At 44.1% G+C, this 23937-nt stretch carries 19 protein-coding genes, 1 tRNA gene, 2 pseudogenes and 3 CRISPR repeat arrays; of the genes and pseudogenes, 8 read left to right on the top strand and 14 right to left on the bottom strand.

Annotation, left to right across the window (positions count from 1 at the left end; translation table 11 throughout):
* Positions 1–136: 136 nt before the first annotated feature.
* Both ACLGLO_RS07215 and eno read left to right on the top strand, forming a co-directional pair.
* On the top strand, positions 137–682 hold the full coding sequence (locus ACLGLO_RS07215; RefSeq protein WP_492128218.1) for a nitroreductase family protein: 546 nt from the start codon (positions 137–139) through the stop codon (positions 680–682).
* Positions 683–751: 69 nt separating this feature from the next.
* Complete coding sequence (eno, locus tag ACLGLO_RS07210) at positions 752–2035, top strand: phosphopyruvate hydratase (RefSeq protein ID WP_492128217.1); 1284 nt, start codon at positions 752–754, stop codon at positions 2033–2035.
* Between the two features lie 74 nt (positions 2036–2109).
* Here the strand turns inward: eno and ACLGLO_RS07205 are convergent, their stop codons facing one another.
* The 5 genes and pseudogenes from ACLGLO_RS07205 to ACLGLO_RS07185 all read right to left on the bottom strand — a co-directional run bounded on the left by ACLGLO_RS07205 (position 2110) and on the right by ACLGLO_RS07185 (position 6975).
* A complete protein-coding gene (locus ACLGLO_RS07205; protein ID WP_492128216.1) occupies positions 2110–3084 on the bottom strand; it encodes a hypothetical protein in 975 nt (324 codons plus the stop codon).
* An 89-nt stretch (positions 3085–3173) separates the two neighbouring features.
* Positions 3174–3839, bottom strand: coding sequence for a Snf7 family protein (locus ACLGLO_RS07200; protein WP_492128215.1), 666 nt, complete (start codon positions 3837–3839; stop codon positions 3174–3176).
* 206 nt (positions 3840–4045) lie between these two features.
* A pseudogene (locus ACLGLO_RS07195) lies at positions 4046–4897 on the bottom strand (2-hydroxyacid dehydrogenase); the annotation flags it as partial.
* A 259-nt stretch (positions 4898–5156) separates the two neighbouring features.
* The gene (locus ACLGLO_RS07190; protein WP_492128214.1) at positions 5157–5279 is read right to left on the bottom strand and encodes a hypothetical protein; all 123 of its coding nucleotides are present in this window, start codon (positions 5277–5279) and stop codon (positions 5157–5159) included.
* Between the two features lie 4 nt (positions 5280–5283).
* Complete coding sequence (locus ACLGLO_RS07185) at positions 5284–6975, bottom strand: cation:proton antiporter (protein WP_492128213.1); 1692 nt, start codon at positions 6973–6975, stop codon at positions 5284–5286.
* A 126-nt stretch (positions 6976–7101) separates the two neighbouring features.
* On the opposite strand from ACLGLO_RS07185, the gene ACLGLO_RS07180 reads away from it, so the two are divergent.
* Both ACLGLO_RS07180 and ACLGLO_RS07175 read left to right on the top strand, forming a co-directional pair.
* On the top strand, positions 7102–7422 hold the full coding sequence (locus ACLGLO_RS07180) for a chromatin protein Cren7 (RefSeq protein WP_492128212.1): 321 nt from the start codon (positions 7102–7104) through the stop codon (positions 7420–7422).
* 130 nt (positions 7423–7552) lie between these two features.
* Positions 7553–7639, top strand: a tRNA-Thr gene (locus tag ACLGLO_RS07175).
* Positions 7640–7659: 20 nt separating this feature from the next.
* Here ACLGLO_RS07175 and ACLGLO_RS07170 read toward each other — a convergent pair.
* Complete coding sequence (locus ACLGLO_RS07170; RefSeq protein ID WP_492128211.1) at positions 7660–7956, bottom strand: hypothetical protein; 297 nt, start codon at positions 7954–7956, stop codon at positions 7660–7662.
* Between the two features lie 106 nt (positions 7957–8062).
* Positions 8063–9257: direct repeats of the CRISPR family, unit length 25 nt; unit sequence CTTTCAATTCATTCTTCATTGATAC.
* Between the two features lie 173 nt (positions 9258–9430).
* Between ACLGLO_RS07170 and cas2 the strand changes: the two genes are divergently transcribed.
* On the top strand, positions 9431–9724 hold the full coding sequence (cas2, locus tag ACLGLO_RS07165) for a CRISPR-associated endonuclease Cas2 (RefSeq protein ID WP_492128210.1): 294 nt from the start codon (positions 9431–9433) through the stop codon (positions 9722–9724).
* Here cas2 and cas4 read toward each other — a convergent pair.
* Positions 9717–10319 carry a CRISPR-associated protein Cas4 gene (gene cas4, locus ACLGLO_RS07160; RefSeq protein WP_492128209.1) on the bottom strand — a complete coding sequence of 201 codons (603 nt, stop codon included), beginning with the start codon at positions 10317–10319 and terminating at the stop codon, positions 9717–9719. The two genes, cas2 and cas4, sit on opposite strands and share 8 nt — an antisense overlap.
* Positions 10320–10439: 120 nt before the next feature.
* Here cas4 and cas4a point away from each other — a divergent pair, with 120 nt between their 5' ends.
* A complete protein-coding gene (gene cas4a, locus ACLGLO_RS07155) occupies positions 10440–11366 on the top strand; it encodes a type I-A CRISPR-associated protein Cas4/Csa1 (protein WP_492128208.1) in 927 nt (308 codons plus the stop codon).
* A gap of 3 nt (positions 11367–11369) precedes the next feature.
* A complete protein-coding gene (gene cas1 / locus ACLGLO_RS07150; protein ID WP_492128207.1) occupies positions 11370–12395 on the top strand; it encodes a CRISPR-associated endonuclease Cas1 in 1026 nt (341 codons plus the stop codon).
* Here cas1 and ACLGLO_RS07145 read toward each other — a convergent pair.
* The 7 genes and pseudogenes from ACLGLO_RS07145 to ACLGLO_RS07115 form a co-directional block, all read right to left on the bottom strand.
* Entirely contained in the window at positions 12368–13162 is a 795-nt protein-coding gene (locus tag ACLGLO_RS07145; protein ID WP_492128206.1) for a CRISPR-associated endonuclease Cas3'', read from the bottom strand. The two genes, cas1 and ACLGLO_RS07145, sit on opposite strands and share 28 nt — an antisense overlap.
* A complete protein-coding gene (gene cas3 / locus ACLGLO_RS07140) occupies positions 13159–14799 on the bottom strand; it encodes a CRISPR-associated helicase Cas3' (protein ID WP_492128205.1) in 1641 nt (546 codons plus the stop codon). Before cas3 ends, ACLGLO_RS07145 begins: the two co-directional genes overlap by 4 nt.
* Entirely contained in the window at positions 14739–15896 is a 1158-nt protein-coding gene (locus ACLGLO_RS07135; RefSeq protein ID WP_492128204.1) for a hypothetical protein, read from the bottom strand. The genes cas3 and ACLGLO_RS07135 overlap by 61 nt, the downstream gene beginning before the upstream one ends.
* Complete coding sequence (gene cas5, locus ACLGLO_RS07130; RefSeq protein ID WP_492128203.1) at positions 15886–16701, bottom strand: CRISPR-associated protein Cas5; 816 nt, start codon at positions 16699–16701, stop codon at positions 15886–15888. Before cas5 ends, ACLGLO_RS07135 begins: the two co-directional genes overlap by 11 nt.
* Positions 16702–16715: 14 nt before the next feature.
* Complete coding sequence (gene cas7a / locus ACLGLO_RS07125) at positions 16716–17789, bottom strand: type I-A CRISPR-associated protein Cas7/Csa2 (RefSeq protein WP_492128202.1); 1074 nt, start codon at positions 17787–17789, stop codon at positions 16716–16718.
* Entirely contained in the window at positions 17789–18154 is a 366-nt protein-coding gene (locus tag ACLGLO_RS07120) for a type I-A CRISPR-associated protein Csa5 (RefSeq protein WP_492128201.1), read from the bottom strand. Before ACLGLO_RS07120 ends, cas7a begins: the two co-directional genes overlap by 1 nt.
* Positions 18155–18635: 481 nt before the next feature.
* A CRISPR array of direct repeats spans positions 18636–19827; the repeat unit is 25 nt; unit sequence GTATCAATGAAGAATGAATTGAAAG.
* Positions 19828–19944: 117 nt separating this feature from the next.
* Positions 19945–20199 (bottom strand): annotated as a pseudogene (locus ACLGLO_RS07115) (hypothetical protein); the annotation flags it as partial.
* A gap of 690 nt (positions 20200–20889) precedes the next feature.
* Positions 20890–22352: a CRISPR direct-repeat array (repeat unit 25 nt; unit sequence GTATCAATGAAGAATGAATTGAAAG).
* Between the two features lie 296 nt (positions 22353–22648).
* Between ACLGLO_RS07115 and pstS the strand changes: the two are divergent.
* On the top strand, positions 22649–23935 hold the full coding sequence (pstS, locus tag ACLGLO_RS07110; protein ID WP_492128200.1) for a phosphate ABC transporter substrate-binding protein PstS: 1287 nt from the start codon (positions 22649–22651) through the stop codon (positions 23933–23935).
* Positions 23936–23937 lie beyond the last annotated feature (2 nt).

The raw sequence follows: 23937 nt of genomic DNA, 5'->3' as shown, positions 1-23937 counted from the left end.
TTTCTTCTTATTACATGAGCCGCTTCCATAGGAAGCTTTTAAAGAAAACTGGCTGAAAGCTGAGGGCCTAAAAGGAAAATCCCTGCATGCTTATTTAACGAAGGATTTCAGAAACTGAAGGTATAAGGTGAAATTCTTGGTCAAAGGATGCGCTGAGGACGAGATAGACTTCTTGACCTCCAGGAGGAGCATAAGGAAGTTCAAGCAGGAAAAGATAGATTTCGAAGAAATCCTCAAGATACTCGATACTGCGAGGTTCGCTCCAAGCTCGAGGAACAGCCAGCCCTGGCGCTTCATTGTCATAACTGATGAGTCGCTGAAGGAGAAGCTCTCCGAAATCCACCCATATGCGCGGCCCCTCAAGAACGCTCCCCTAGGAATAGCGGTTGCATGCGATAAGTCGGCATCTCCAACTTCCTATATGCTGGACTGCGCCAATGCCGCCATATACTTGATGTTAGCTGCCCACTCCTGCGGAATAGGATCGGTCTGGATCCAGACGCTGAGAAACAGAGAAGAGATCTCTTCTCTGCTCTCGCTGCCGGAAAATCTCGTGCCCATAGCCATTCTCGCCCTCGGATACCCGGAGGATCCCCCGCCTCCGCCTAAACCGAGGCTGGAAATCGAGAAAATAACCTTCCTGAACAAGTACGGAAATGAGCTGAAAGCGGGAAAACCCTAAAGTGAGCCGAGGTTAAAGTATATTTTTCGGTCCAGGATAATCAGTGCATGGAAAAGCGAGGGAAGAACCTTGAGCATATGCACAATCGAAGAAGCAGCAGCATACGAAATTCTCGATTCGAGAGGAAATCCTACTGTTAGGGTCTGCCTCAAGGCATGCGGAAAGAAAGCTTGTGCAAGCGTCCCCTCTGGAGCCAGCACGGGAAAGCATGAGGCCTTCGAGCTGAGGGACGGAGGGAGGAGGCTCGGAGGAAAGGGTGTTACTAAGGCAGCATCGAACGTCAAGGAGATAGCTGCGCAGGTCCTGGCTGGAGAGCCCCTCACAAGCCTCAGGAGGATCGATTCTCTCCTCATCGCAGCAGACGGGACCGAGAACAAATCCAAGCTTGGAGCAAATGCTATACTTGGGGTCAGCATGGCGGCCGCGAGGCTCATCTCCGAAATAAACGGGATCCCCCTCTATGCTGTCCTAGGAGGGATAATGAGGAGGAGGCTCCCAACACCTCTTCTGAACATCATAAATGGGGGGAAGCATGCTGGGAACTCGATGAGCTTTCAGGAGTTCCTCCTTATCCCCCACGGATTTGGAAGGTTCTCCGAGGCTCTCTGGGCTTCCTCCGAAGTTTACCACTCGCTCAAGGGCCTCATAAAGGACAGGTACGGTTCAATATACACATCCGTGGGGGATGAGGGGGGCTTTGCTCCTCCAATCACAGACCCACGAGAAGCCCTGAGCCTCCTTCGCGATGCAGTTGAAGCCTCAGGCTACAGAGCTGGGGAAGACTTCGCTTTTGGTATAGATGTTGCAGCTTCAAGCTTCTACGACCAGAGGAAGAACGTTTATGCTGTCAGCGGAAAAGAGCTGACCCCCGAAGAACTGCTGGAGCTCTACCTGAACCTCATGGACTCTTTCCCCCTGAAGCTCATAGAAGACCCATTCCAGGAAGAGGACTTCGACTGGTTCAGAACCATAACTTCTGAAGCTAGGAAGAAGGGAGCCATAATCGTTGGAGACGACCTCCTCACTACCAACATAAAGAGGCTCGAGGTAGCCATAGCAAAGGGGAGCGTCTCTGCAGTGCTGATAAAGCCCAACCAGATAGGAACGGTCAGCGAGACCGTAGACTTTTCGAGGCTTGCTCAGGACAGGGGGCTCAAGAGGATAGTGAGCCACAGGAGCGGGGATACTGAGGATCCCTTCATTGCAGACCTCTCCGTAGCAGTTGAGTCCGAAGGAATAAAGACTGGAGCTCCAGCGAGGGCCGAGAGGACGAGCAAGTACAACAGGCTGCTGGAAATAGAGCTGGATCTCGGCATCGAAGCTAAATATGCAGGTAGAGATCTATTCCTGTGAACCATATGGCAGGATGATGAAGGTTAAAAGCGATGAGCCCGCAGGCAATGATATGAAATGCCAGCTGATTTTTTTCAAATCTCCTTCTCTATTAGAATTTCCCTTTCAGGGAAGAATTCCTCCAGGATGTCGAGGATCCTCTGGAGCAGGCTGTTGAATCCCGCCTTTCCTCCCATTACAGCTACACTGTGTCCCGCCATCATCATGTTCCCTATCATTGAGGCATAGATTTCCGAGAGGAGCTCCTCCTCCTTTTCGCTGCTGTAGATGTCTTCGACAAGGGTGAAGCCGTAGCCCTCCTCTGCCATCTCGAGGATCTTCTCAAGCTTGGCCTTGAGGAGGCTTCTGGGAACAACTGCTGTCTTCCTCGATCTCAGATCCTCCTTCAGGCCTCGTATGCGGGAGAGCTCCTCGCTGCTGAACTCTATTTCCAGACCGAGGAACCTCTCGATCTCCTTCAAAGCATCTTCGGGAGTCTGCGGATACCCCTCAGCGGCAGGCATCCTGCTCTCGTAGTCCGGGTAGATGAGGCTCGGGGAGACATCGAGGACCTCTAGAACTATTCCCGAGCCATCGAAAGCCTCGAGCATCTCCTCTATTAGCACGCCGCTGCCCTTCTTTATTAGGGAAACAGGTTCAATGCTCTTAGGCCTCCCTCCCCAGCTGGGATCGCTCTGCGTGTACCTGTAGCCGCAGGTTGGGCTGAGCCCCAGGCCCAGGAGCTTCACTCTGCTCACTCCCTTCCTTGTGAAGTACTCAGCATACATCCCGGCAACCGCTCGAGATGCAGACCTCATTGTGAACGTATCGTACTGCTCCTTGACGTGCCACCACCTCCTCATCCCCACGATCGCTGCCTCCAGGCAGGGGTACTGGTGGATCTCTCCCCTGTAGCTCTGCAGGGACCTGAGCAGTGGGATTATCGCTCCTTTCCAGGCCGAAATTCCTGGAGCCCTGGTGTTCATGTTGAGGATGCAGTGCCCCAGAATCAGTGCTTCACCTGCACTCCCTTCATCTTCGCTCAAGGCAGACTGAGCAGACTCGATCATGAAGAATCATCTAGATAAAAAGCGGAAAAATTAAGATATAAATTTTTCCTTAAAAAATTTTAAAAATAATTTTCCAGCTCGGATCCCGTTCACTTGTTGGTGTTTGCTGCGGGGGGAGCAGGGAGGTTCAGGGAGCCTCCTGAAGGCAGCTCTGGGAACTGCTCCTTCATCCTCTGCTCTGCGATGGCGGAAGCCTCCTCCATGACCTTCTTTGCCTCATCAGAGACATATATGTTGCTCATCTGTATTCCCGTGAACTCTCCGAGCTCAGTTACAGTGCCCTGCAGTATTTCGTCGACTTCTCCCAGCTCAAAGGCCACTTCGGGCATTATGCCCATGAGGTTTTGCTTGACTTCCTTAACAACGCCGACAACAGGACCCATAGCTGTTACCAGATCTCCAACATCCCTCACGGTCTCAAGCCTTAGGCCAATCCTCTCGAGAGCGAATATTGAGCTCAGTATGGTCTTCGCGACCTTCCTCACTTCAGCTACTTCTGAAGCATACATCGCTGCCCTGTCCATGTCCTTCTTGACCTGAGCGTCTACCACCTTTTCGAACAGCGAATTAGCCCTCTCCTGCAGCTTGTTGAGAGTGTATTCGAGCCTGTTCTTCTGTATCTTGATCTTGAACAGCGCCATAGTGATCCTGTATCTCACGGGTGGAGGTGGAGCGATCTTGTCTCTGAACTTGCTGAGTATCCCTTCGCTTTCCTGAGGACTCCACTTCTTGCCGAACTTATCAATTGCGGACATTTTTCGTTCCCTGTTATTCAGTATTAAGCTGTTAGGTTTAAAAGAGGGGGAGCAGGGTCTGAACCCTCTCTGTCTTTTCCTCTCAGCTGTTTCTCAGCGATGCTGAAGAGTCAAAAACTTCTCACACTGCTTCACAGATAAAAAAAGATGATTGCTGGAGAGCTTCTGCATGCACTCGCACATTCAGCGATCTCCTGTTCTCTTCTTCACCTTCGCTGGAGGCATGAATCCGCATTGACTGCGGTGTAGGGGATCCTCCCACTTCTTATGAACTCCACGGCCATTTCCGCAGCAGTAATGCTTGTTTCTCTGAGGGCTTCCTCCGTGAATCCTGCGAGGTGAGGAGTGAGGACAACATTTTCCATCTTGCTCAGCGGGTGCTCTTTCCCTATCGGCTCTGCTTCGAAAACGTCGAGGGCCGCCCTTATCTCTCCTGTCTCCAGCCTCTCGATCAGGCCAGCTTCATCCACCACTGCCCCCCTAGATACGTTGACGAGAACGGCCCCTTTCTTCAGCATGGAGATCTCTCTTTTCCCTATGAGCTTCCTCGTGCTCTCGGTGAGGGCTATCGAAACGATAACGACATCGGAGGTCTTCAGGAGGTCATCCAGCTCCATGTAGCTTATCTTCAGGGCATGCTCCACTTCTGGCTTCCTCCTCCGATCCCAGTAAGAAACTGAGCTCCCCAGCGATGAGAATATCCTCGCAGCTTCGCTCCCTATCCTCCCCATGCCGACAATTCCGACCTTTATCCCCTTCAAGCTCCTCCCCGTGAGATCCCTTTGAACGCCACGCACCCACTTCCCCTCCCTCACTATCCTGTCCCCCCTTACGATGCTCCTGAGGGAAGCCATGGTCAGCGCCAATGCGTGCTCAGCTACAGCTTCAGCTATGTGGTCTGGGGCATTTGCCACGCAGACGCCTCGGCGCGACGCCTCCTCCACATCCACGCTGTCGAGACCTGAACCGTGAACTATGAGAAGCTTCAGCCTCCCAGCCATCTCCAGCTCTTTCATCCCGAACTTCTGCCCTGGGAATATCACTGCTGCTTGGGCTGAAGGGAGCTCTCGAGAGAGTCACTCCTCGAGAGGAGAATCTCCCCTGAAAATTGAGTATGAAACACCGCTCCTTTCGAGAACCTCTCTGGCTCTTTCATCTATGCTGAAGGAAATGACCACATCCGCCATTTCAAGCCACCGGTGGAGAAAGGTTTGCCTCCCTCATTAAAAAATCTGCTCGTGCCGATAGAAAGGAGAAGGGGGTTGAGGAGGAAGTCCAGAGCCCCGCATCCTTGGCCGCTAGACTACCCGGCTTCGCCTACTTCTTTTTCAGAAAAAATGGACATTTAAGCTTTTCCCATTCCCCAAGGCCTCTGATTGAAAAAACACCCTCTCTGCTTCCCTCCGCATCATGGCAAAAAGCTGGGCCTTTAAGCTCCATTGCATCATCCTTCTGAGGATTTCGCTAAAGCTGAGCGCTTCGCTCCAGCTGCAGCTGTTACAAGAACTCCCGCAACCCCAAGCATAATAAGCAGCAGCTCTTCTGGCTTGAATATTTCGCCTCCTATGCCAGCAATGAAGTCCTTCAATATGTTCAGCTGGATCAAAACGGCAGCTACTGAGAAAACAACTGCTGCACCGGTCCTGTACCTCCTCAAAGCTTCACTGTCCTTTGCATGCAGTGCTTCGTCCTCGAACTCGATATTCCGCAGCCTCCTCAGCGTCAGCAGGAAAAGCACAGCAGTTCCGATGATCCCGAGCAGCCTCAAAGATGTCAGAGCATAGAAGTACAGCTCCGGAGCTGCACTGATGCCACGGAGGATAAGCTGGGCAGCATCCAGCGAGTACGTTATAAGCAGGAGGGCTGCAAAGAACAGCGAAGTCGTCGAGAAGGCCTTGAGGGCGAGGTCAACGCTCAGGTAGTAGAACTTGGAAAGCGCCTCCAGCCTCTCCCTCAGCCGCTTTGGAACAACGGCTATAGCTTTATAAGTAAGCTCATCCGAACTCTGGACTATCCTGTACTGGAAAAGCAGCGAGACCATCACTGCTACCACTGCAACTCCAATCAATCTGCTTGCAACAAATCCTCCTGCTGTGCCGAGCATTCCAATGAAAATTATTCCGTTCTCGCTCAGAGAGGACAGCACGAATGAGTTCTTCACGGCAGCTTCAAGCGGCATCCCTCCCAATATTCCTCCAAGCGAAAGCGAAATCGATCTTATAGGTATCGAGAGAGCCCCGATGAGCGCTCCAGCCAAAAACTCAAACAACCAGGAACTCGAGGAAAAGTAGCCGAGCACATCGCTTCCCACGTTCGAGAAGTAGAGGAGTATGCCGAGCTCCCAAAGGCCAGCCGTCATTCCCTCGATGTCCTCAGTTCCGAGGCTCGACCTGAAAGCCAGACCAGCTATGAAGGCTCCAAAAAACTCGGGGAGGCCTAACGCTCCGGTTGCTAAAGATGACGACATAGTTATGAGGAGGGCGAAGAGGAACTTGTTCAGGGGATCCCTCAGGAACTTCCCACCTCTTATGCTCCGGAGGACTCTCGAGAGAGCGAAGTAGACTATCACAGCCGAAGCTGAAACCTTTACCGCAGCCATCAGGACCGCAGCTGCTCCGAACTCCCCCTTCAGGGTGACGAGCAGAGAGAATATGGTGAACTGAATTATGTCTTCGATCGAGGCCTGCAGTGCAACTGCCTTGACGAGGCCCTCATCGCGGCTGCTCCTCGAGGAAAGAAGCACGGCTATCGATGCGGAGGAGCAGTTCGCCAGGAGGAGGAAGAGGATGAGCTTTTCCAGCTCCGATGAGAAAAGAAGGAAGGAGAGGAAGCTCGCGCTCACCCAGTACAGCGTGAGGGCAACAAGCTCAGTTGAAACTATCCTGCTGAAGCTCTTCCTTGCTTCAGAAACGTCAAGCAGCGTGCCGATCTCGAAGAAGAATAATATGAGCCCCACCTCCTTGAGGGGCTCAGAGTACGTTAGGTTGAGTGAAAGCCCTAGCTTCACTGTAAGAGCATAGAGAACCATCCCTCCAAATACGTAGCCTACTATTCTGCTCATCCTCACCCTCTGGAATAGGGATGCGAACGATGACGCGAAGGTCAGCAGCAGCACCATGGAGAGGAGAGGATCCATTTCAGCCCTCCAGCATCTTGCCTCTTTTCATTCTGGGCTGAGAGGCTTTTATATTGAACTGGACTGATGTAGTTATAACTTTTAATATGCCGCAATGCGAAAAACATGGATGTGGTGCTCTGGAAAATGCCCAGGCAGCAGAAGAAGGCAAACGTGTGCCCGGTCTGCGGAACTGAAGTGAGCAGCCCCGACAAAACGTGGAACCTCGTCTCCCCCATACCAGACGAAAGGGGGAGGATAACGATAACCGTCATGGGCTCGTTCACATGCCCCAACTGCGGCCACAAGTGGAAGGCAGTTATCTCCAAGCTGAAGGTGGGAGGGGGAGGGGTTGAGATAGAGTCCGGAGGGAAGAAGAAGAGCCTCGCTGCTGAAGAGGAGGAGGAAAAGAGGAAGGCCGAAATAATAGTCGACATCGACAGCGAAGACAGCTCCGAAGAAGAATAGCCTCTCTCTTCACAAGGGAAAGAAGCTTTTCGCACAGGAAGCTTTTAAGCACACCCCCTTCCTTAAAATTTAATAACAGAAATGCATGGAAGAGATCTTCGATAGGCTGTTCGATGGATCATGAAGAGGTGCCGCCGTAGCTCAGCGGGTAGGCCTAGAGGCCCAGAGCGCCAGCCTTGTAAGCTGGTGGTCGCGGGTTCGAGTCCCGCCGGCGGCTCCTTCATGCTTTCTTTCAATTCATTCTTTACCGGCACCTTTCATCGCCAACTCTATATACGGCTTCAATACGTAAAATGCCAGAGCGAGGAAGAGGATCCCGAAGGCAAATGAGAACACAGTCTCCTCAATGACCGTATTAAGCGGGGGCATCAAGGAATTATAGTTACCGTCAAAGTATTCTTTGATAAACGGCAGCGACAGGAAGAAGTATGATAACAGCATAACAGCAGTAATGAAGAATATAGCTCCTAAGACAAACCTTAGCATAAGCTTGTATGGCGGATCGTTCGGCATATTTCTATTCATCTGTTCCATCTTTCCTTTTCACCTATATAAGATTACTATGTAGTGTTTTATCATAAATTCTTAACTTCTAATTTATTATTTGATCTATACATGCTGAAGATGCTGAAGTTGTCTGCTTTCAATTCATTCTCAATTGATACATTGCTTCCAAAGTAGCTCCCAACTGCAAAATGATTCTTTCAATTCATTCTTCATTGATACACCTTCTAGGGCAGCCTTCAAAATGCTCTTTAAGTAATTATACTTTCAATTCATTCTTCATTGATACTATAGGTGCTTCATTCAGAATAACATATACCATTATCTTTCAATTCATTCTTCATTGATACGAGCTGATTAAAAAGCAACTGGAGGAGGGTTGAACATGGACTTTCAATTCATTCTTCATTGATACTAACGGAATTGCGATTTATCCTTACGAGAGCATTATTTTCTTTCAATTCATTCTTCATTGATACCTATGAGGATTATGCTAAATCAGTAGTTAGGTACTCAAGCTCTTTCAATTCATTCTTCATTGATACTTCGGCTAATTCCTTGACTTTAACCGGAATATCCGCGTCTTTCAATTCATTCTTCATTGATACTTTGTAAAAAGTGCAAAGAAGAAGAGTGATAAAGATGACCCTTTCAATTCATTCTTCATTGATACAACATATACATTGATATAGCCATTCTTATGTCTTCAAATACCCTTTCAATTCATTCTTCATTGATACTACATTTGCGTATTATGGTTCAATAACTAATACTAGCTTTCAATTCATTCTTCATTGATACATAGAAGGACTGAGCGGGGGGGCAAGCGATAACGTTATAACTTATACAGTTCCTTCTCTTTCAATTCATTCTTCATTGATACAAAATTCGCAGATTCGGTTTATGACTTCCTTACCAACTTTCAATTCATTCTTCATTGATACATGACGACTCCCAATATAAACACTGCTTTTTTGTGCGTCTCTTTCAATTCATTCTTCATTGATACTTTTATAACTGCGTATTAAGAAGGATGCACGGACTGGAATGCTTTCAATTCATTCTTCATTGATACATCGTAGTCTTTTAGCTTGTGTTTTTTTATTCGCTGGAGCCTTTCAATTCATTCTTCATTGATACTAGAAAAGAGTAATATCCTATCCGATGAGTGGTTTACTTTCAATTCATTCTTCATTGATACCTCGTAAGTAAAGAGTTTTACCGAAATTTACCTTATCTTTCAATTCATTCTTCATTGATACATGAGTAGGTGAAAAATCGCTTTCCTGAAGCCCAGAATAGGCTGCTTTCAATTCATTCTTCATTGATACCGAGGTCCTTCGGGACTTCTGTGCGGACCTTTCTCTCCTTTTATAATTCCCCACGCTTCCTTTAATACTTTTCATCTGGAGGAATGCAGACAGCCATGGTAATAACATGCGCGGCACTCCTCCGAAGAAACAATCAAATAAAACAAAAAATAATAAATTCATGGTGTGTTTGTTTGGATGCTGTTATCTTAGTCGTTTACGATATTAGGGATGATAAGTTGAGGTTGTCAGTCTCTAGCTTTCTAAAAAAGTTGGGTTTTACTAGGATTCAAAAAAGTGTTTTTGTTCGCGAATTCGATAAAGGACTGCTTTCTAGTGCTGAAGGGGGTCTGAGAAAAATTGTTAAGGGCTCGGTGAATTTTGATATTCAAATATTCGTTATTTCCCGTTCATCATTTAATGATAGAGTTGTCATAAGTTTGGGCTATAAGGTAGATGATTTTGAAGGGAAAGAATTTCTCATATAGAGGTACCACCCCTATAAGGGCAGTACTGTTTATAATTACAAGAACCACACTTCATTCTAGGTTTAGGCTCCCTTTTCCCTTTTATTATGTCTTCTATTTTTCCAAGCATCCCGTATACTTCCTCTTTTAAATTGTAGTCTATCGCAACTTCTACATAAGCTCCTTTGGGCTTCAAATAATAGATGATACCTCGCTTCACTGATGATCTCGGGCATGCCCATACTTTTTCCAAAAGGAGTGCATATGCGGCAACTTGAATCAAGTGATCCTTTTTCGGTCTTCCGCTGACTAATGGCTCTGACCATTTCACTTCTACTGGAATCAATTCATCATATTTGGTCACGAGGACATAGTCTGCTACACCCGTAAGTTTCAGCTCCTTTGAAGTCAAAGCGACACTTTTGAAAGCCTGCTTGACTTTATATTTTGGGTACAGCTGTTGGATAAACCTTTCCTTCTCAACTTCTCTGCCATATTCCATGTATTCAGTTTCAGATTCCTTAATTCCCAGAAAGTGAGTTAAATACACTATAACTTCACAGTAAGAAAAATGCTTCAGATCAGTTACTGTGATAAACCACTCGCCTTCGCTCATGAAAACACTCCCGGAGAAACAATTACGATAGGAATAATGATAATATATTCACGAGATATTCAAAAACTTTCGCCAGCTATTTTTATATCTTTTTAAAGCAATTCACTTTTCAGTGGGAAAATGTTCTTTACAATAGAAGACTTGATAGCTTTATCGAGGGAAATAAGGAGGCTTCCAAAACCCGAAATAGATGAAGAGCTCCGCGGCTGGTCGTATAGCGAGGGAGTTGTATCTTCGCAAACGAAGTTGCTTATGGGAGTTTCGGATATAACCAACAATTTCTGCCCAAATGGAAGGGATATTTATCTCAGATATGTGAAAAAGGTTCCTCCTGAGGACAACCAAATCCTGCAGAAAGGAAGACTGGTTCATGAATTGTGGACAAAATCCCTCGAGCTTGTTAAAAAGACTCTTTACGCGATCGGGGGAGATTCTGATGGCGAGAAGTTATATAGAGAAATAATGGAAGAAGAGGAGAAAATTAAAGAAAATGCTTACAGAAAATATAATCTGCTGGACAGGAGCTACATTGCCTGGTTAGCGCACAAGTTCTTGGAATCAGCCGCGAGGACCTATTCTTCTGCCTTCGATAAGCATAAAGCTCGTTCACCATATGTAACCCTAGACGGCCTCGTCTACCTCACCTCACCTCTCATAACCGAGTTTCCGATAAACGGAGAACTCGTAGGCCTGAGCAAAACTCTACGAGTAGACGCACTCGCTCCGCCGTCTATCCTAATAGAAGTAAAAACAAGGTCGCCTAGCGAAATTTTTGAGGCATCCCTTGCCGGCTATGCTCTAGCCTTTGAGAGCGAGTATGAAGTGCCTGTAGACTTTGGCGTTCTGCTCTACATAAACGTTATGGATAAAGAGAAAAAGATCTTCTCCAGAGCTAAGCTTGTACCGATTTCAGCACAACTGAGGACAAACTTTATCGAGCTCAGGGACAGAAGAGCTGAAATAATAGCATATGAGGAGGATCCAGGCATACCGAATAGCTGCCCTCCTGAGTGCCCTTACCTGAAGTACTGCTCGAGGGATGATTGAAGAATGAGCGGCAATGGAAGAATTCTCTACATAGACAGATATGGGGCAGTTCTGGGGGCTAAAGAGGGAGTTTTTGAAGTAAGAGCTAAAGAAAAGGGTGAGTGGAAGACCTTGGCCAAGGTTCCTTTCTCCGTGGTCGATGCAATCGTGATAGCTGTGGAGGGCGTCTCGATAACAGCGGCAGCCATAAAGCTTGCTGGAAGGTATGGAATAGATTTAACCTTCATCTTTTCCAACAAACCGGTAGCTAGATTGATACCTGCGACTTATGGCGGATCTATGGAGCTTTGGGCTAAGCAGATAAAGCAGTCGATCAACAAGGCTAGGAGAGCTGAGATAGCCAAGAGCATTGTTGAGGGGAAGATAAACAACCAGAAAGCTATATTGAAGACGTTCATGAAGACTTCTGCTGCTTCTGGTAAAGAGATCCCAGAAGTAAGGGAAGCTGTAAAACAGCTCGAACAGAAAATAGAAGAAGTCAAGCGCACCAACGACTGGAGGGAAGCAGGGAAAGTCGAAGCGAATGCGGCGTACATATACTGGAAGGCGGTTAAGAAGTTAGTTCCTAAGAAGCTGGGATTTGAGAGAAGGCTCAAGAAGTGGGATCTGAAGCCCCGAGAAAAGCCTGACCCCCTAAACGCCGCTCTAAATGTCGGCTACGCAGCACTAGCTAGAGAGGTGTGGAAAGCTGCTTTTGCAGCTGGGCTAAATCCATACATAGGGTTCCTCCATGCAAGGAGGCCTGGCAGGATGAGTTTAGTTTACGACCTTATGGAAGAGTTCAGGCCTGTAGTTGTTGACAGGATTGCTATAAAAAAGGCCAGGAATGAGCCTCAGGAGCTTTTTAAGCTCAACTCGGATCGGGAAGATGAGCGGAGAGAAGCGGTAAAGGCTTTGTGGAGAGACATAAATGAATGGCTTAAAACGTCGAAACCACCGCTATCGAATTTAATAATGCAGCAGTCGAGAAAATTTGCGAAGGCCATCAGGGATAAAACTATCTACATCCCATTCAAGGCTAAGTGGTAGGTAGAGGAATACAGCTTCACGAAGTGGAGAGCGGCCTTCCCAAACTCTGATTCAGCCTCCCCCCTGTTGATTGAGGCCGAATAATAGTCTGCAGCCACGAGAGCCTGCTCGTTGAGCAAGAACAGCTGCCTTATCTTTGGCTCCGCATTAAACCACACTCTACGCCACAAATTGTTGTAGAGGCCGTAATCTCCACACACATATTCCGCTATCGTCTTCAGGCTATGCCCTCTTATCTTCTCCAGAAAACTATCATTTTTGAAGAATTCTAATATTTCACGCATTTCTTCATCTTTCGAGATTTCATCTATTTCCATCTCTTTAATAAAAAGCTCAATGGTCTCTTCATTTATTATATATCGGGAAAAAGTTTCTTCATAGAGAGCTCTGCATCTGTCGAAAATCCGCATTGGATGGTGGTGGTTGATTATAGAAAATGCTATTACATCCCATTCACTCCTCGACGGCTTACTGATGCTTTTTTCAGCGACTTCACCAAGATTATAAGCGAACCATGCAGAAATGAATTCATGTCCTCGGAAACTTAATTCCCTATTTGGATTGAAAAAGTATTGGTTGAAAACAACTTTTCCTGAATCGTGTAGAACTATACTCAGCTTGAGAATCAGTGGAAAATTTTTGCTTAACTTAGAACCGTAGTTAGAAACTCTTTCCATTTTTTCAGCCACTTTCAAAGCTTCACGAATGTGATCTCTCAGGGTTTCGTATTGAGTGTCATTCGAGTAGTACGCATAAACAGGTTTCACAGAAGGCCCACCTCTTTATTGTAAACTCCATTAACTCTGAATTTCAATCCTTTCAGAGATTTGATTACCGCGTCTTGGATATCATTGGGGCATTTGGCAAATCCCTTTTCATTGCTGTTCACGCATCTACGTTTGAGGAAGCTATAATCAACAGATAGTTCGATACTGTCCTCTGCTACTACGCTGAAAAGAGCACCATCCCTTATCAAAGAGCCCTCATTTTTCAAGAGCACTTCGATGGCGGATTCCGATGCCTTGCTCTGATTGAACCAGATGCTAACGATCTCACTCAGCATTCTGTTGTCAAACTTAGGAGCTTGGCTGTAAATGCGGTTTAAAAAATCCTCATATCCTATGTGCAAGTTCAGATCTCTGTAATCGCTAAGGTATTTTACAGTTTCCTTTACCAAGCCGGCATCATATACCTTATAGCGTTCTTTACTGTCCAATTCATTTTCTTCATACCAGATGTAGGCGCACCGATGGCGATCCGGGCACTTCTCCCCCCATCTCCTGAGAAATCTGCCGAACCTCTGCGCCAAAGAGTTGGGTGGAGCTACTTCTGTAATGAGGAGATCAGCTGATATATCCAGACCCGCTTCAACGACCTGCGTAGTTATTACTACTCTGTAAGGGCTATCATCAGACCTGACTTCATTAACTCTTTTTCTTTTGTCGTCTTCGGTCAGCCTGGAGTGAATAACTATTTTCTCATTGCTCGGAAGCATTTGGTAAAACTTAACCGCATCCTCAACAGTGTTGAACACTACTAAAGCTTTGCGGTAGCTGGAGCCATTTAGGAAAGATTCGATCTTTTCAAATTTTTCTTCGGTTCTCAAGGGCTCTAAATTTATGAGGTAGTTCTTGCTAGACCGTTCGTTGTAAAATTCAGGGTCATCATCTTCTTTCATGGAGATGTGTTTCACTTTAATGCCCGGGTTGAATGGTTTGGTTGCTTCTTTAATGGATTGTATGAAGCTATCAGGCATGGTAGCAGACATAAAGATCATTTGATTTCCGACTTTGCTGCTTATCCACAGCATAGCAACCAAAAAGCTCAAGGATTTGGATGCATCGTAGAGCAGATGCACCTCATCCAGGACTATAGTCGAAAGCCAAACTGAGGCCCAGGAGAAGAGGTAGTGTCCGGAAGTCTTGTGGATAGAGTCTTGAAGGCTTCCAAAGACTTTTGACAAGTCTTCCGGAGAGATCCCGATAGCTGTTAATGACAGCGTGTCGATGGTTGACAAAGTAACGGGGTGAATTAGATACGGAGATTCTCTAATGCCCATCATTCTGATACCAACAATGTCGTTTGATTTCCCAGGAAAATACCATTCAAGGAGTTCCCTAAATTTTTCAGCTTGATCTTCGATTAAAGCCTTGAGAGGATACGATACTATCGCTTTATAACCATTTGTTAAGGAGTCTAGTGATACGGCCATCGAAAGAGCTGTTTTGCCGTAGCCAGTCGGAGCAGTAATGAATACTCTCTCATCTGGTTCTGAGCGTCCAAGCTCATCTATAGCTTTTTCTAAAAAAGGTCTATGCTTGTATTTAGAAATGTATTTCTCTCTTAGATATCTGTCGACGGTTTCGTATTCGTAAAGAATCTGGAGGCTATGGCCAAATACCACTCATTTTCACCACTTGCTTTTTTATCTGCTCCCTTGTATGCTTCCCAAAGTTCTCTGTAGTATCTAGCTAAGAAAGAGTAATCGCCAGTAGTAACGAATGCATATAGATGCTTCAATGCTAAGTAAGAATGAAGACCTTCTCCTGTATCATCATTCCTTCGCAAGAACTTCGATGCTGAAGGCGTTAAATCTTTAACACTTTTATGTAAAGATCTAATTATGTTTAAGTTCTCATAGATTTTCTGCTTGGCATATATGCTGAAAGGTATATCATTGTACACTTTATAGGCGTTTCCTTCATGCTTTATCCTTAACAATCTAAAGCTGGCTACTGAACCTAGTTCTTTACTTTTCATTTCTTCGATTATTTTTGGATTGAGCAATATAAATAGAGTTAATATTTCTTCGGACCATCCTTTCAGACTACTTATCGTTTCGGATACTTCGTCTTCTACAATCTTCTTAAAGGAAATAAAATCAGTTGGTCTTTCTAATGCTTGAGGTATCACTGATGGATCGAAAAGCAAAAAGTAGTATTCCTCTTTATTAACATCGGCTACTAAAGACGATACCAATCCTAAAAAGAAAAGATAAGTAGACGGCAGATCCGAATAGACTGTTATCTGCTCATTTATCAGTCCTAATTCTAAACTGACTATGCCCTGATACCTATCAGTCTTCATTATTTGGAATGAGTACCCGTTTTGTTTAGCCTTAGAAGGATTTTTTAGAAACTCTTCGTTGCCAATCAACTGCATTTTTGAAAATATTTTTTGAGAAATTGAAATTTCTTTAAGTCCTAACTTTTTAATACATTCTACGAAAATAAGAAAAGATCCTTTTCCCTCGTTTCCAAGGTTAGAAGCTTGTAGGTCTTTACATAGGTCTAATATTTTATTAACACTTTTCATATCATTTCCTACAAAACGAAAGGCGATTTTTCTTTTTTCTAACTTTTTTTCTAATTCTGACCAAATGCTTTTTAAGCATTCAGGTTCTGCGTCGCTTGAACAAATTGACCTTACCTTGAGCAAGCCTTCGTATAAGAACGAGGCAACTACCGATGGGCTCGATGGTATTCTTACTTCAATCTTCAAGGCCAATGACCACCTCATCACGCATTTTATAACCAGCTAACCCATTACCTAGCTTGACTTTAGCTTGGAATTTCTCAATGCCTAATGGTATTCCCAAGATATATTGAATTATATCCTTGCTTTCAGAACCCATAGTACTTGTTATGTAAAGTTTAGAAGGAGATTCGATAAGAGGTTTTCTATAGATGTTAACGAAATACTCCGCTATGTAGTTTCCTCTAACTTCTTGAACTTCTGTTCCGTTAAGTAAAGGTATAGAGTTATTTACCCCGGTTACAACTCTAAATTCATTTGCTGTTGTATTGCTTATTTTCTGAGGAGTGACTTCAACTACATCTACCACAGACACTAAACTTTCCTTTGATCCTATTCTCTTTATCTTCCACAAGTCTTCAGGCTGGATATCTATTATATCATCAGTTATCAAGGCAAATCTAAGTCTCGGCGGTGAATCATCTGTAGATACCAGAACCGTTTTGCCACGCGCTGGAGCATCAAAAGAACCATAAGGTTTCTTAATTGATGGATAGGGTACTCCACCTCTCTGGCCGATTGCTAGAATTCTATTAATATCTTGATAAGTTATTGGAATAGCGTTTAGCGACCTGTAAGTAAGGGCAATCAAGTGATTGGTAAATTCCTCCAAAATTTTCAAAAAATCTCCTTCTCCTCTCCCTTTTCTTATCGAATAGGCTTCTATTATTGCCCCCAATATAGTGGAAGGTGGAGGATACGGGAATGATGAAGATGCTTTACTCATCCCGGCTATTCTTGCTTGAAATCCCCAAACAAATTCTACATCCACTAAAAACCCGCGCATTAAATTCTCCCTTTTGCATCTTTGATAGCTTCAGTTATAGCTTCTTCAGGAGTGCTACCGCATCTTACATCACCATCTGTAAAAGCACACCCCTCATCTGAGTACCCGTATATTTTGGTCTCAAAACTGACCTTCGCTTTTTTCTGAATCCCGCGGGCCATGTAATCCTTTGTGAAGCTGCTTGGCAACGTGAAGACATCACCTGATACTGCTATTGCTACCGACTCCCAGCTGAGATCGGCAGGGTTGAATCGCGTTCTTTTAGCCCCTATTGGGAACTCTATCAGGAGCCTCTGCAATGCGTTTAAAGCTGCGATTGCTCTGTTTTTTACATTTTCATTTTTCAGTCCGTTAATCAACTGTCCATAGCTGTCTGCGTGAAAGGTATGCTTTCCGATGAACCTGGTATCCAGGTCAAATGAGAACGTGAATAGCGCAGAGGATACTTCAACATAGTATACCATCTGACCGCTTGAGCTCCCTCCTTCACTCATCGACACGAACTTGGTTCCCAAAGCATATCTGCTGTGAAGCTGAGGGTCTATGGAAGTAGCCTTAAGCACTTCCCTGACTGGAATCATGTATCCAGTGAAGAAGCTGGAGGTTCTCTTCACGTTGGGATTTCCAGCATATAGAAAACCGCCTATATCTTCAACCCCACAGTTAGCTACTATTTTTTCTTCAATTTCTTTTTCTGCATTTTCTTCAACTTCTTTTTCCGTTTCTTCTTGTTTTTGTCCGGACTTTTGCCCTTTCTTTTCGGTCTTCTTCGGGGGTTCACTCTTTGTTACCATATTGTAGACTTCAGCATTAGTGCTTTTGAGGAAAATCCCCTTCTCGCAGAGCGGACAAACATTCTCATTCAGCTTTTTGAGCTCTTCGGCCAAAACTACCTGATATGCGTGGGCAATGCTTTCACCAGATATCGCTGGAACAAAAAATGTCAAGTAATTCCCTCCCTCTTTTACCATAACAGGAACTCTCCTTTGCTTCACATAGTTCCCTACGCTTTCAACCATATTAGCAGCTTCAGCCTGGAGCCAAATCCTTCCTCTTACCGATACGTATACCATTACTGCCCACCTCCACTCTTTGTTGGTTCGTTCTGCATTTTCCTTTCAATTTTAGCTGCCTCTGATAGCGCTTGTGCTGATATCAGTGATACAACTTCCCTCAGATCAGCGATACTTTTTGCTTCTCTAATTTCATTTAACTCTTTTTCTAAATCAGTAAATGATATGTAGGAGGCTATATCTTTAGCTTTTTCAAACCCTCTATTCAGCAATGAGTAAAAGTCTCTCAATGCCTCTCTAATATAATAAAGAGCAACATCCTTCGATGAAGCTTGAGAAAGCTTATCTATATAAGTGAAGCTTTCCCGCTCTATGGTTAGAGCCGCTAGAACCTTAGATATTTCGTATATTTCCGGTCGGCTCAAAATTAAGCACCAACTATTTCTTGGGCGCTTCAATATAAAAATTTTATTTCAACGAAAACAGTCGAAAACAAAGGAGTTTTTAAATTGCTGTACAGGATTTTACTGACTTAATAGAGGATGTTTAAAAATATATGAGCTTAAGCCAATAAGCACAACTTTGTAGAGTTTTCCATTTTATCTACCAAAGCTAATTTTTATCTGTATTTGTATAAAATACGCTTAGGGTAAGGGAGACAGAATCTTGTAGAAAGGGGTTTTCAACGCGGAAACTTTTAGCTTCAAATTTGCTGAAAAAAGAGCTCGTAAATGAATGGTTATCAGCTCAAAGCTCTGCTGAGATGAGGAGCTCTTTTTCTTCGGAGGAGTGCCGCGCATGACCTCACCATGGCTGTCTGCACTCCTCCAGATGAAAAGTATTAAAGGAAGCGTGGGGAATTATAAAAGGAGAGAAAGGTCCGCACAGAAGCCCCGAAGGACCTCAGTATCAATTAAGAATGAATTGAAAGGCTCGCTCCAGCCGCCAGTCCATGATTCCGTTATTTGAACAACGTATCAATTAAGAATGAATTGAAAGATTCGCCCAATTCTGAGCAAATGTTTTAGGATCTACTTTGTATCAATTAAGAATGAATTGAAAGACTATGCAGTACACCCCGCACGAAAACGTTATCTCAGAACGAGTATCAATTAAGAATGAATTGAAAGTTCAATCCACCTCAATATTCCATATATTAATATTAAGAAGTATCAATTAAGAATGAATTGAAAGTTTCTATTTCTTTTTGAAACTCACTTTCTTTTTCACTCGTATCAATTAAGAATGAATTGAAAGGGCTTTGAATCTATCCTTAGATGCAACGGCTTTTTTGCTTGGGTATCAATTAAGAATGAATTGAAAGATGTTGAAGAAGGAATGAAGAAAGTTGGAATCAAAACGTATCAATTAAGAATGAATTGAAAGTAGGCGATATCGAAACAATCGACTTCAAGAGATTAGAGAGTATCAATTAAGAATGAATTGAAAGAAATACCGCAACCCGAAGAAGGGGAAGCAACAGTTCCGTATCAATTAAGAATGAATTGAAAGTATCATATAGCAAAATAATGGCTCTTTGCTTTTTTCACAAGTATCAATTAAGAATGAATTGAAAGAGCGTAGTGTTGATATCATTCACCGCGCGGTCTATTATCGGTATCAATTAAGAATGAATTGAAAGGATAGATAGGGGTATGGGGTACAGCGGAGATGTATACGTATCAATTAAGAATGAATTGAAAGTGATGGCCTCCTCGAGGATCCTTCTCAGCTTCAAAGTCTCAGGTATCAATTAAGAATGAATTGAAAGGAGCAGCAACATAGGTTCCGCTCACTACCGCACTCTTTGCTCCCGTATCAACGAAGAATGAATTGAAAGACCATTACATTTAAAAGTTCCTATGTTATTATCATATTGCGTATCAATGCAGAATGAATTGAAAGTTCTGAGATGCTCAGCATAAAAGAGTTTCAGAAGAAAGATGTATCAATACAGAATGAATTGAAAGATAACAGATGCTAGATTTACAGCTCTTTTAAAAAACCTAGTATCAATGAAGAATGAATTGAAAGCCTATAATCTTGGACCTGACGCATGGAATAAACTACACCATATCAATTAAGAATGAATTGTTAAGTTACTTTCGCTTCTTTTGTCCCTTTCTGCTTCTCCCTTTCCACTGAGCTCCACTTTGACAACCCCATAGCCGCCGCTTCTGTTGCCTCCTATGTTGGTAACCTCGCCGATCTTCAACAGCCAAGCTATCAGCTTTCTGGTCTCCGGCTTCGCCTGTTCTTTGAATCTAATCTTTGCCCAGCCGACGAAACCTGTAGGCGCCTCGCCGCTCATCTCCTTTATGTACGGGGTCTTTATATCTACTCCGCTCAGAAAAATTTCGCTGCTCAGCTCCTCGGGTCTAGGGAGGCTCAACCCGAGCGTTCTGTGGAGAAGGGATAATTGAGAGGCCAGCATTAAAGTCAAGTCTGGAACTATGATCTTGTACTTCATATCTCCATGCAATGGATTGAAATATGTCGGCGTTATGAACTTCAGGTCGATCTCCTCCGCATCATTGGGTTGAGAGTCCAGGAGCTGCATCGGTTCAACCAAGCTGAGGCTTATCCTCTCAATGCTGAACTCGTATCCCTTGATGCTTAACTTCATTCCATGGGCTTTTGTTACTAGCTGAGTAACCAGATTGCTAGCCAGTTTTTCATCGAATAGGGCAACGGACATAACAGCTGATGCTTGAGGGGCAAAGACAACGTTTCCATCCACAGGGTATTTTCTGAAGTTGTTAGGAAAGACTAGCTTAAAATTAGAGGTGAAAGTTAATGGCTTCAATGAATAAACTGAGCGCCTGGTACCGCCGAAGTCAATACAATCATGAAGAAGGCTTCCAAGATCTTGGTTGAATGCGGAAGCCAGCGATATGAAAGCAGATCTGCTTTCGTGGCCAACAAACCAGGGCATTGTTCCAGCAGATTGAGAAGATAGGCCGAACTCAATGATAACCCACATAGGAGCATCAACTATTTGGATCCTTCGATTGTTTACTTAAAAATAATTTTTCTTCGGAGGAGTGCCGCGCATGACCTCACCATGGCTGTCTGCACTCCTCCAGATGAAAAGTATTAAAGGAAGCGTGGGGAATTATAAAAGGAGAGAAGGGTCCGCACAGAAGCCCCGAAGGACCTCGGTATCAATGAAGAATGAATTGAAAGAAATGATGAGATTGAGCTGAAGGTGCAGAAAGCAAAGGAGTATCAATGAAGAATGAATTGAAAGGAGATATTCTACTAATAGAGCATATTCCGGATTGTTTCCATGTATCAATGAAGAATGAATTGAAAGTTAAGCGTTGTGCTGGATCCTGTTATGTTTACATTAAACGTGTATCAATGAAGAATGAATTGAAAGTTACTAATCAACTTATCACCTAATTGGTCAAATAAGTTGTGTATCAATGAAGAATGAATTGAAAGGAATACAAAGATCTTTCATCCGCTATTCCCATCGGTTCAGTATCAATGAAGAATGAATTGAAAGATTCATATAATAGCGTTGAGTATGTCAGTGGTTCGAGTGACCTGTATCAATGAAGAATGAATTGAAAGCCTAAATGCTTGCGGTTCGTAAAAGTTCGGCAATTCGGAGTATCAATGAAGAATGAATTGAAAGAGCGTAAAACACTTCTGATAAAAAGCCTTTTCCTTTTGTATCAATGAAGAATGAATTGAAAGAGCGAACTCATGTATATGTGTTCAACGTGCCTGTGTGCGCTGTATCAATGAAGAATGAATTGAAAGAACTCATGATTTTCTGGGGGTTTCTAATTGCTCCATAAGAAGGTATCAATGAAGAATGAATTGAAAGTTATTGAGGTGCGAAGAGCCCATAAAACATTAGTTTTCGTGTATCAATGAAGAATGAATTGAAAGTAAAAGCAGACACAAACGGCACCTACATCTGCAAGATCTGTATCAATGAAGAATGAATTGAAAGAACAACTTCTCTGCCCTAACCTCCCCGTTATAATAACTCAGTATCAATGAAGAATGAATTGAAAGGTGGGCAAGAAACCCGTGGTTGAACCCCAACAGCAAGCTGGTATCAATGAAGAATGAATAGAAAGTTCAGATACTCAATCAAATATGGCCTGCATTTCTCGGGGGTATCAATGAAGAATGAATTGAAAGCTGCCAAGCGGGGTGTTCTCAGTGATGTTCGATCCCAACTCGTATCAATGAAGAATGAATTGAAAGTTATAATATGCCATAGCATAAGTTGCAGGCATTGAAATACATGTATCAATGAAGAATGAATTGAAAGGCGTCTATGTAAAACAGCTCGGTTCGGCCAAACTCATCTCTGTATCAATTGAGAATGAATTGAAAGTATTCGACAAATATGTGGACTATTTCTACAAGATGAAGCTCGTATCAATTGAGAATGAATTGAAAGAAATTCTGCATATATACGCTCTCAGCTTTTCTCCACATCTGGTATCAATTGAGAATGAATTGAAAGCTTTATCTGAAAAAAGCGCCATATCAAGAAATAATATTTGTATCAATGAAGAATGAATTGAAAGGCTGAGCTTGAGGAAATGACATATTCTCACCTCTTGAAAGCTGTATCAATGAAGAATGAATTGAAAGATTTAAAAGCAACGATAACAGAAGCTGGAGCATTTGGCGCTTCAATGTGGAACCAAATTGAAGCGATTTTATGCCTTTGTCAACACTAAAATTTCATGTTTGATTTTAATCTCGTGACAAGTTGAAGCTTTATCAAGAGCTTTTTATATAGATATATAGATTACAGAAGTATTTTTATATAATTACAAACAATTTGCTTTTCCGCTTTTTTTGGCTCAATAAATTTATAAATTTTGGCTGAAGATGCTAATATAGAAGAAATCATAATAAAAAGTACCTAAATTAGGTGGGAATTAATGTCAAATATATATAAAACGTCCTTAATTAGTATATCTGGCATAATACTGCTAATTGCTTTAGCAGCGGGAGCTTATTACTTCTACGAAAGCAAGCATGCGCAATCTCCGACTGGGACTCAACCAAGCTCTTCGGCGATTAGCTCTGCAACTGCAACTTCTAGCACACCGCAGCAGCAGACAACCGCTCCAGCAACAAGTTCGACTGCTGTTTCGACAACTACTTATTCACCTACCGCAACGCAGTCACTGCCGAAAAATGTGGTAGTTACGGGAGGCGGTTCCTCCTTCATAAACCCGCAGATGCAAGCTTGGATAAAGGTTTTCGTTGACATGCACAATGATTCGAATATCGTGATAAACTACCAGTCGATTGGGAGCGGTGCCGGCGAATCAAAGCTGCTCGATGGCTCTCTGGACTTCTCGGGGACAGATGTTCCTATAAGCAATCAGTCAGTAAGCAAGCTCAAAGCAGCTAATGCATCCTTCCTCCAGATACCGATAATAGCTGGGGCTACAGCGATAGTGTACAACGTTCCTGAGTGGAATGACTCTTCCTGCGGGCCAATTAAGCTCACCGGAGAAGTTCTGGCAGACATATACATGGGGAAGATAATTTATTGGGACGACAGCAGGATAAAGGAGCTTCAGTCTGCGCAGTGCGCTTCCCAGCTTCCCCACAAGGAGATTATAGGAGTCCATAGATCGGACGGGAGCGGGACGACCGCGCTCTTCACAACCTACCTCTCGATGCTCAGCAGCGAGTGGAACTCGACCGTGGGGCATGGATACACGGTTCAGTGGCCCAGGGACAGCATGGGGTTTGGGCTAGGCGCCAAAGGAAGCGAAGGAGTCTCTGCGACGGTCAAGTCAACCCCGTACTCTCTGAGCTATGTGGAATATGGTTATGCCATAAGCCTCAACCTCAGCATGGCATTGCTCAAGAACAAATACGGCAATTTCGTACTTCCAAATACCACGACGGTTTCCTCAGCGCTGAACAGCGTAGATTTCTCCAACATACCGAAGCAGGGCGAATACTGGGGGGATTATGCAGCGAAGCTCCTCAACACTGGAGGGCAGCTGTCGTATCCGATTGTCGGTACTCCAATAATAACGCTGAGGCTGGATATTCAGCCGAGCAAGCTTCAAGTCCTTCAAGCATTCCTCATATGGGCCCTTACCGAGGGGCAGAAGGAAAAATACATAGTTCAGGGCTACCTTCCTCTGCCTTCTCAATTCGCTCAGGTCTTCGTCGACCAGCTCAAGGCTATTAATGTGAAGTAGGA

This window comes from Fervidicoccus sp. SLHALR4 (genome assembly GCF_058692745.1).
This window is presented reverse-complemented; position numbering and strand designations above follow the sequence as displayed.

Excerpts from the sequence above, each read along its gene's own strand:
- ACLGLO_RS07205 (WP_492128216.1), bottom strand. The coding sequence starts at position 3,084 with ATGATCGAGTCTGCTCAGTCTGCCTTGAGCGAAGATGAAGGGAGTGCA.
- ACLGLO_RS07200 (WP_492128215.1), bottom strand. The coding sequence starts at position 3,839 with ATGTCCGCAATTGATAAGTTCGGCAAGAAGTGGAGTCCTCAGGAAAGC.
- ACLGLO_RS07190 (WP_492128214.1), bottom strand. The coding sequence starts at position 5,279 with ATGGAGCTTAAAGGCCCAGCTTTTTGCCATGATGCGGAGGGAAGCAGA.
- ACLGLO_RS07185 (WP_492128213.1), bottom strand. The coding sequence starts at position 6,975 with ATGGATCCTCTCCTCTCCATGGTGCTGCTGCTGACCTTCGCGTCATCG.
- ACLGLO_RS07180 (WP_492128212.1), top strand. The coding sequence starts at position 7,102 with ATGCCCAGGCAGCAGAAGAAGGCAAACGTGTGCCCGGTCTGCGGAACT.
- ACLGLO_RS07170 (WP_492128211.1), bottom strand. The coding sequence starts at position 7,956 with ATGGAACAGATGAATAGAAATATGCCGAACGATCCGCCATACAAGCTT.
- cas4 (WP_492128209.1), bottom strand. The coding sequence starts at position 10,319 with ATGAGCGAAGGCGAGTGGTTTATCACAGTAACTGATCTGAAGCATTTT.
- cas4a (WP_492128208.1), top strand. The coding sequence starts at position 10,440 with ATGTTCTTTACAATAGAAGACTTGATAGCTTTATCGAGGGAAATAAGG.
- cas1 (WP_492128207.1), top strand. The coding sequence starts at position 11,370 with ATGAGCGGCAATGGAAGAATTCTCTACATAGACAGATATGGGGCAGTT.
- cas7a (WP_492128202.1), bottom strand. The coding sequence starts at position 17,789 with ATGGTATACGTATCGGTAAGAGGAAGGATTTGGCTCCAGGCTGAAGCT.
- pstS (WP_492128200.1), top strand. The coding sequence starts at position 22,649 with ATGTCAAATATATATAAAACGTCCTTAATTAGTATATCTGGCATAATA.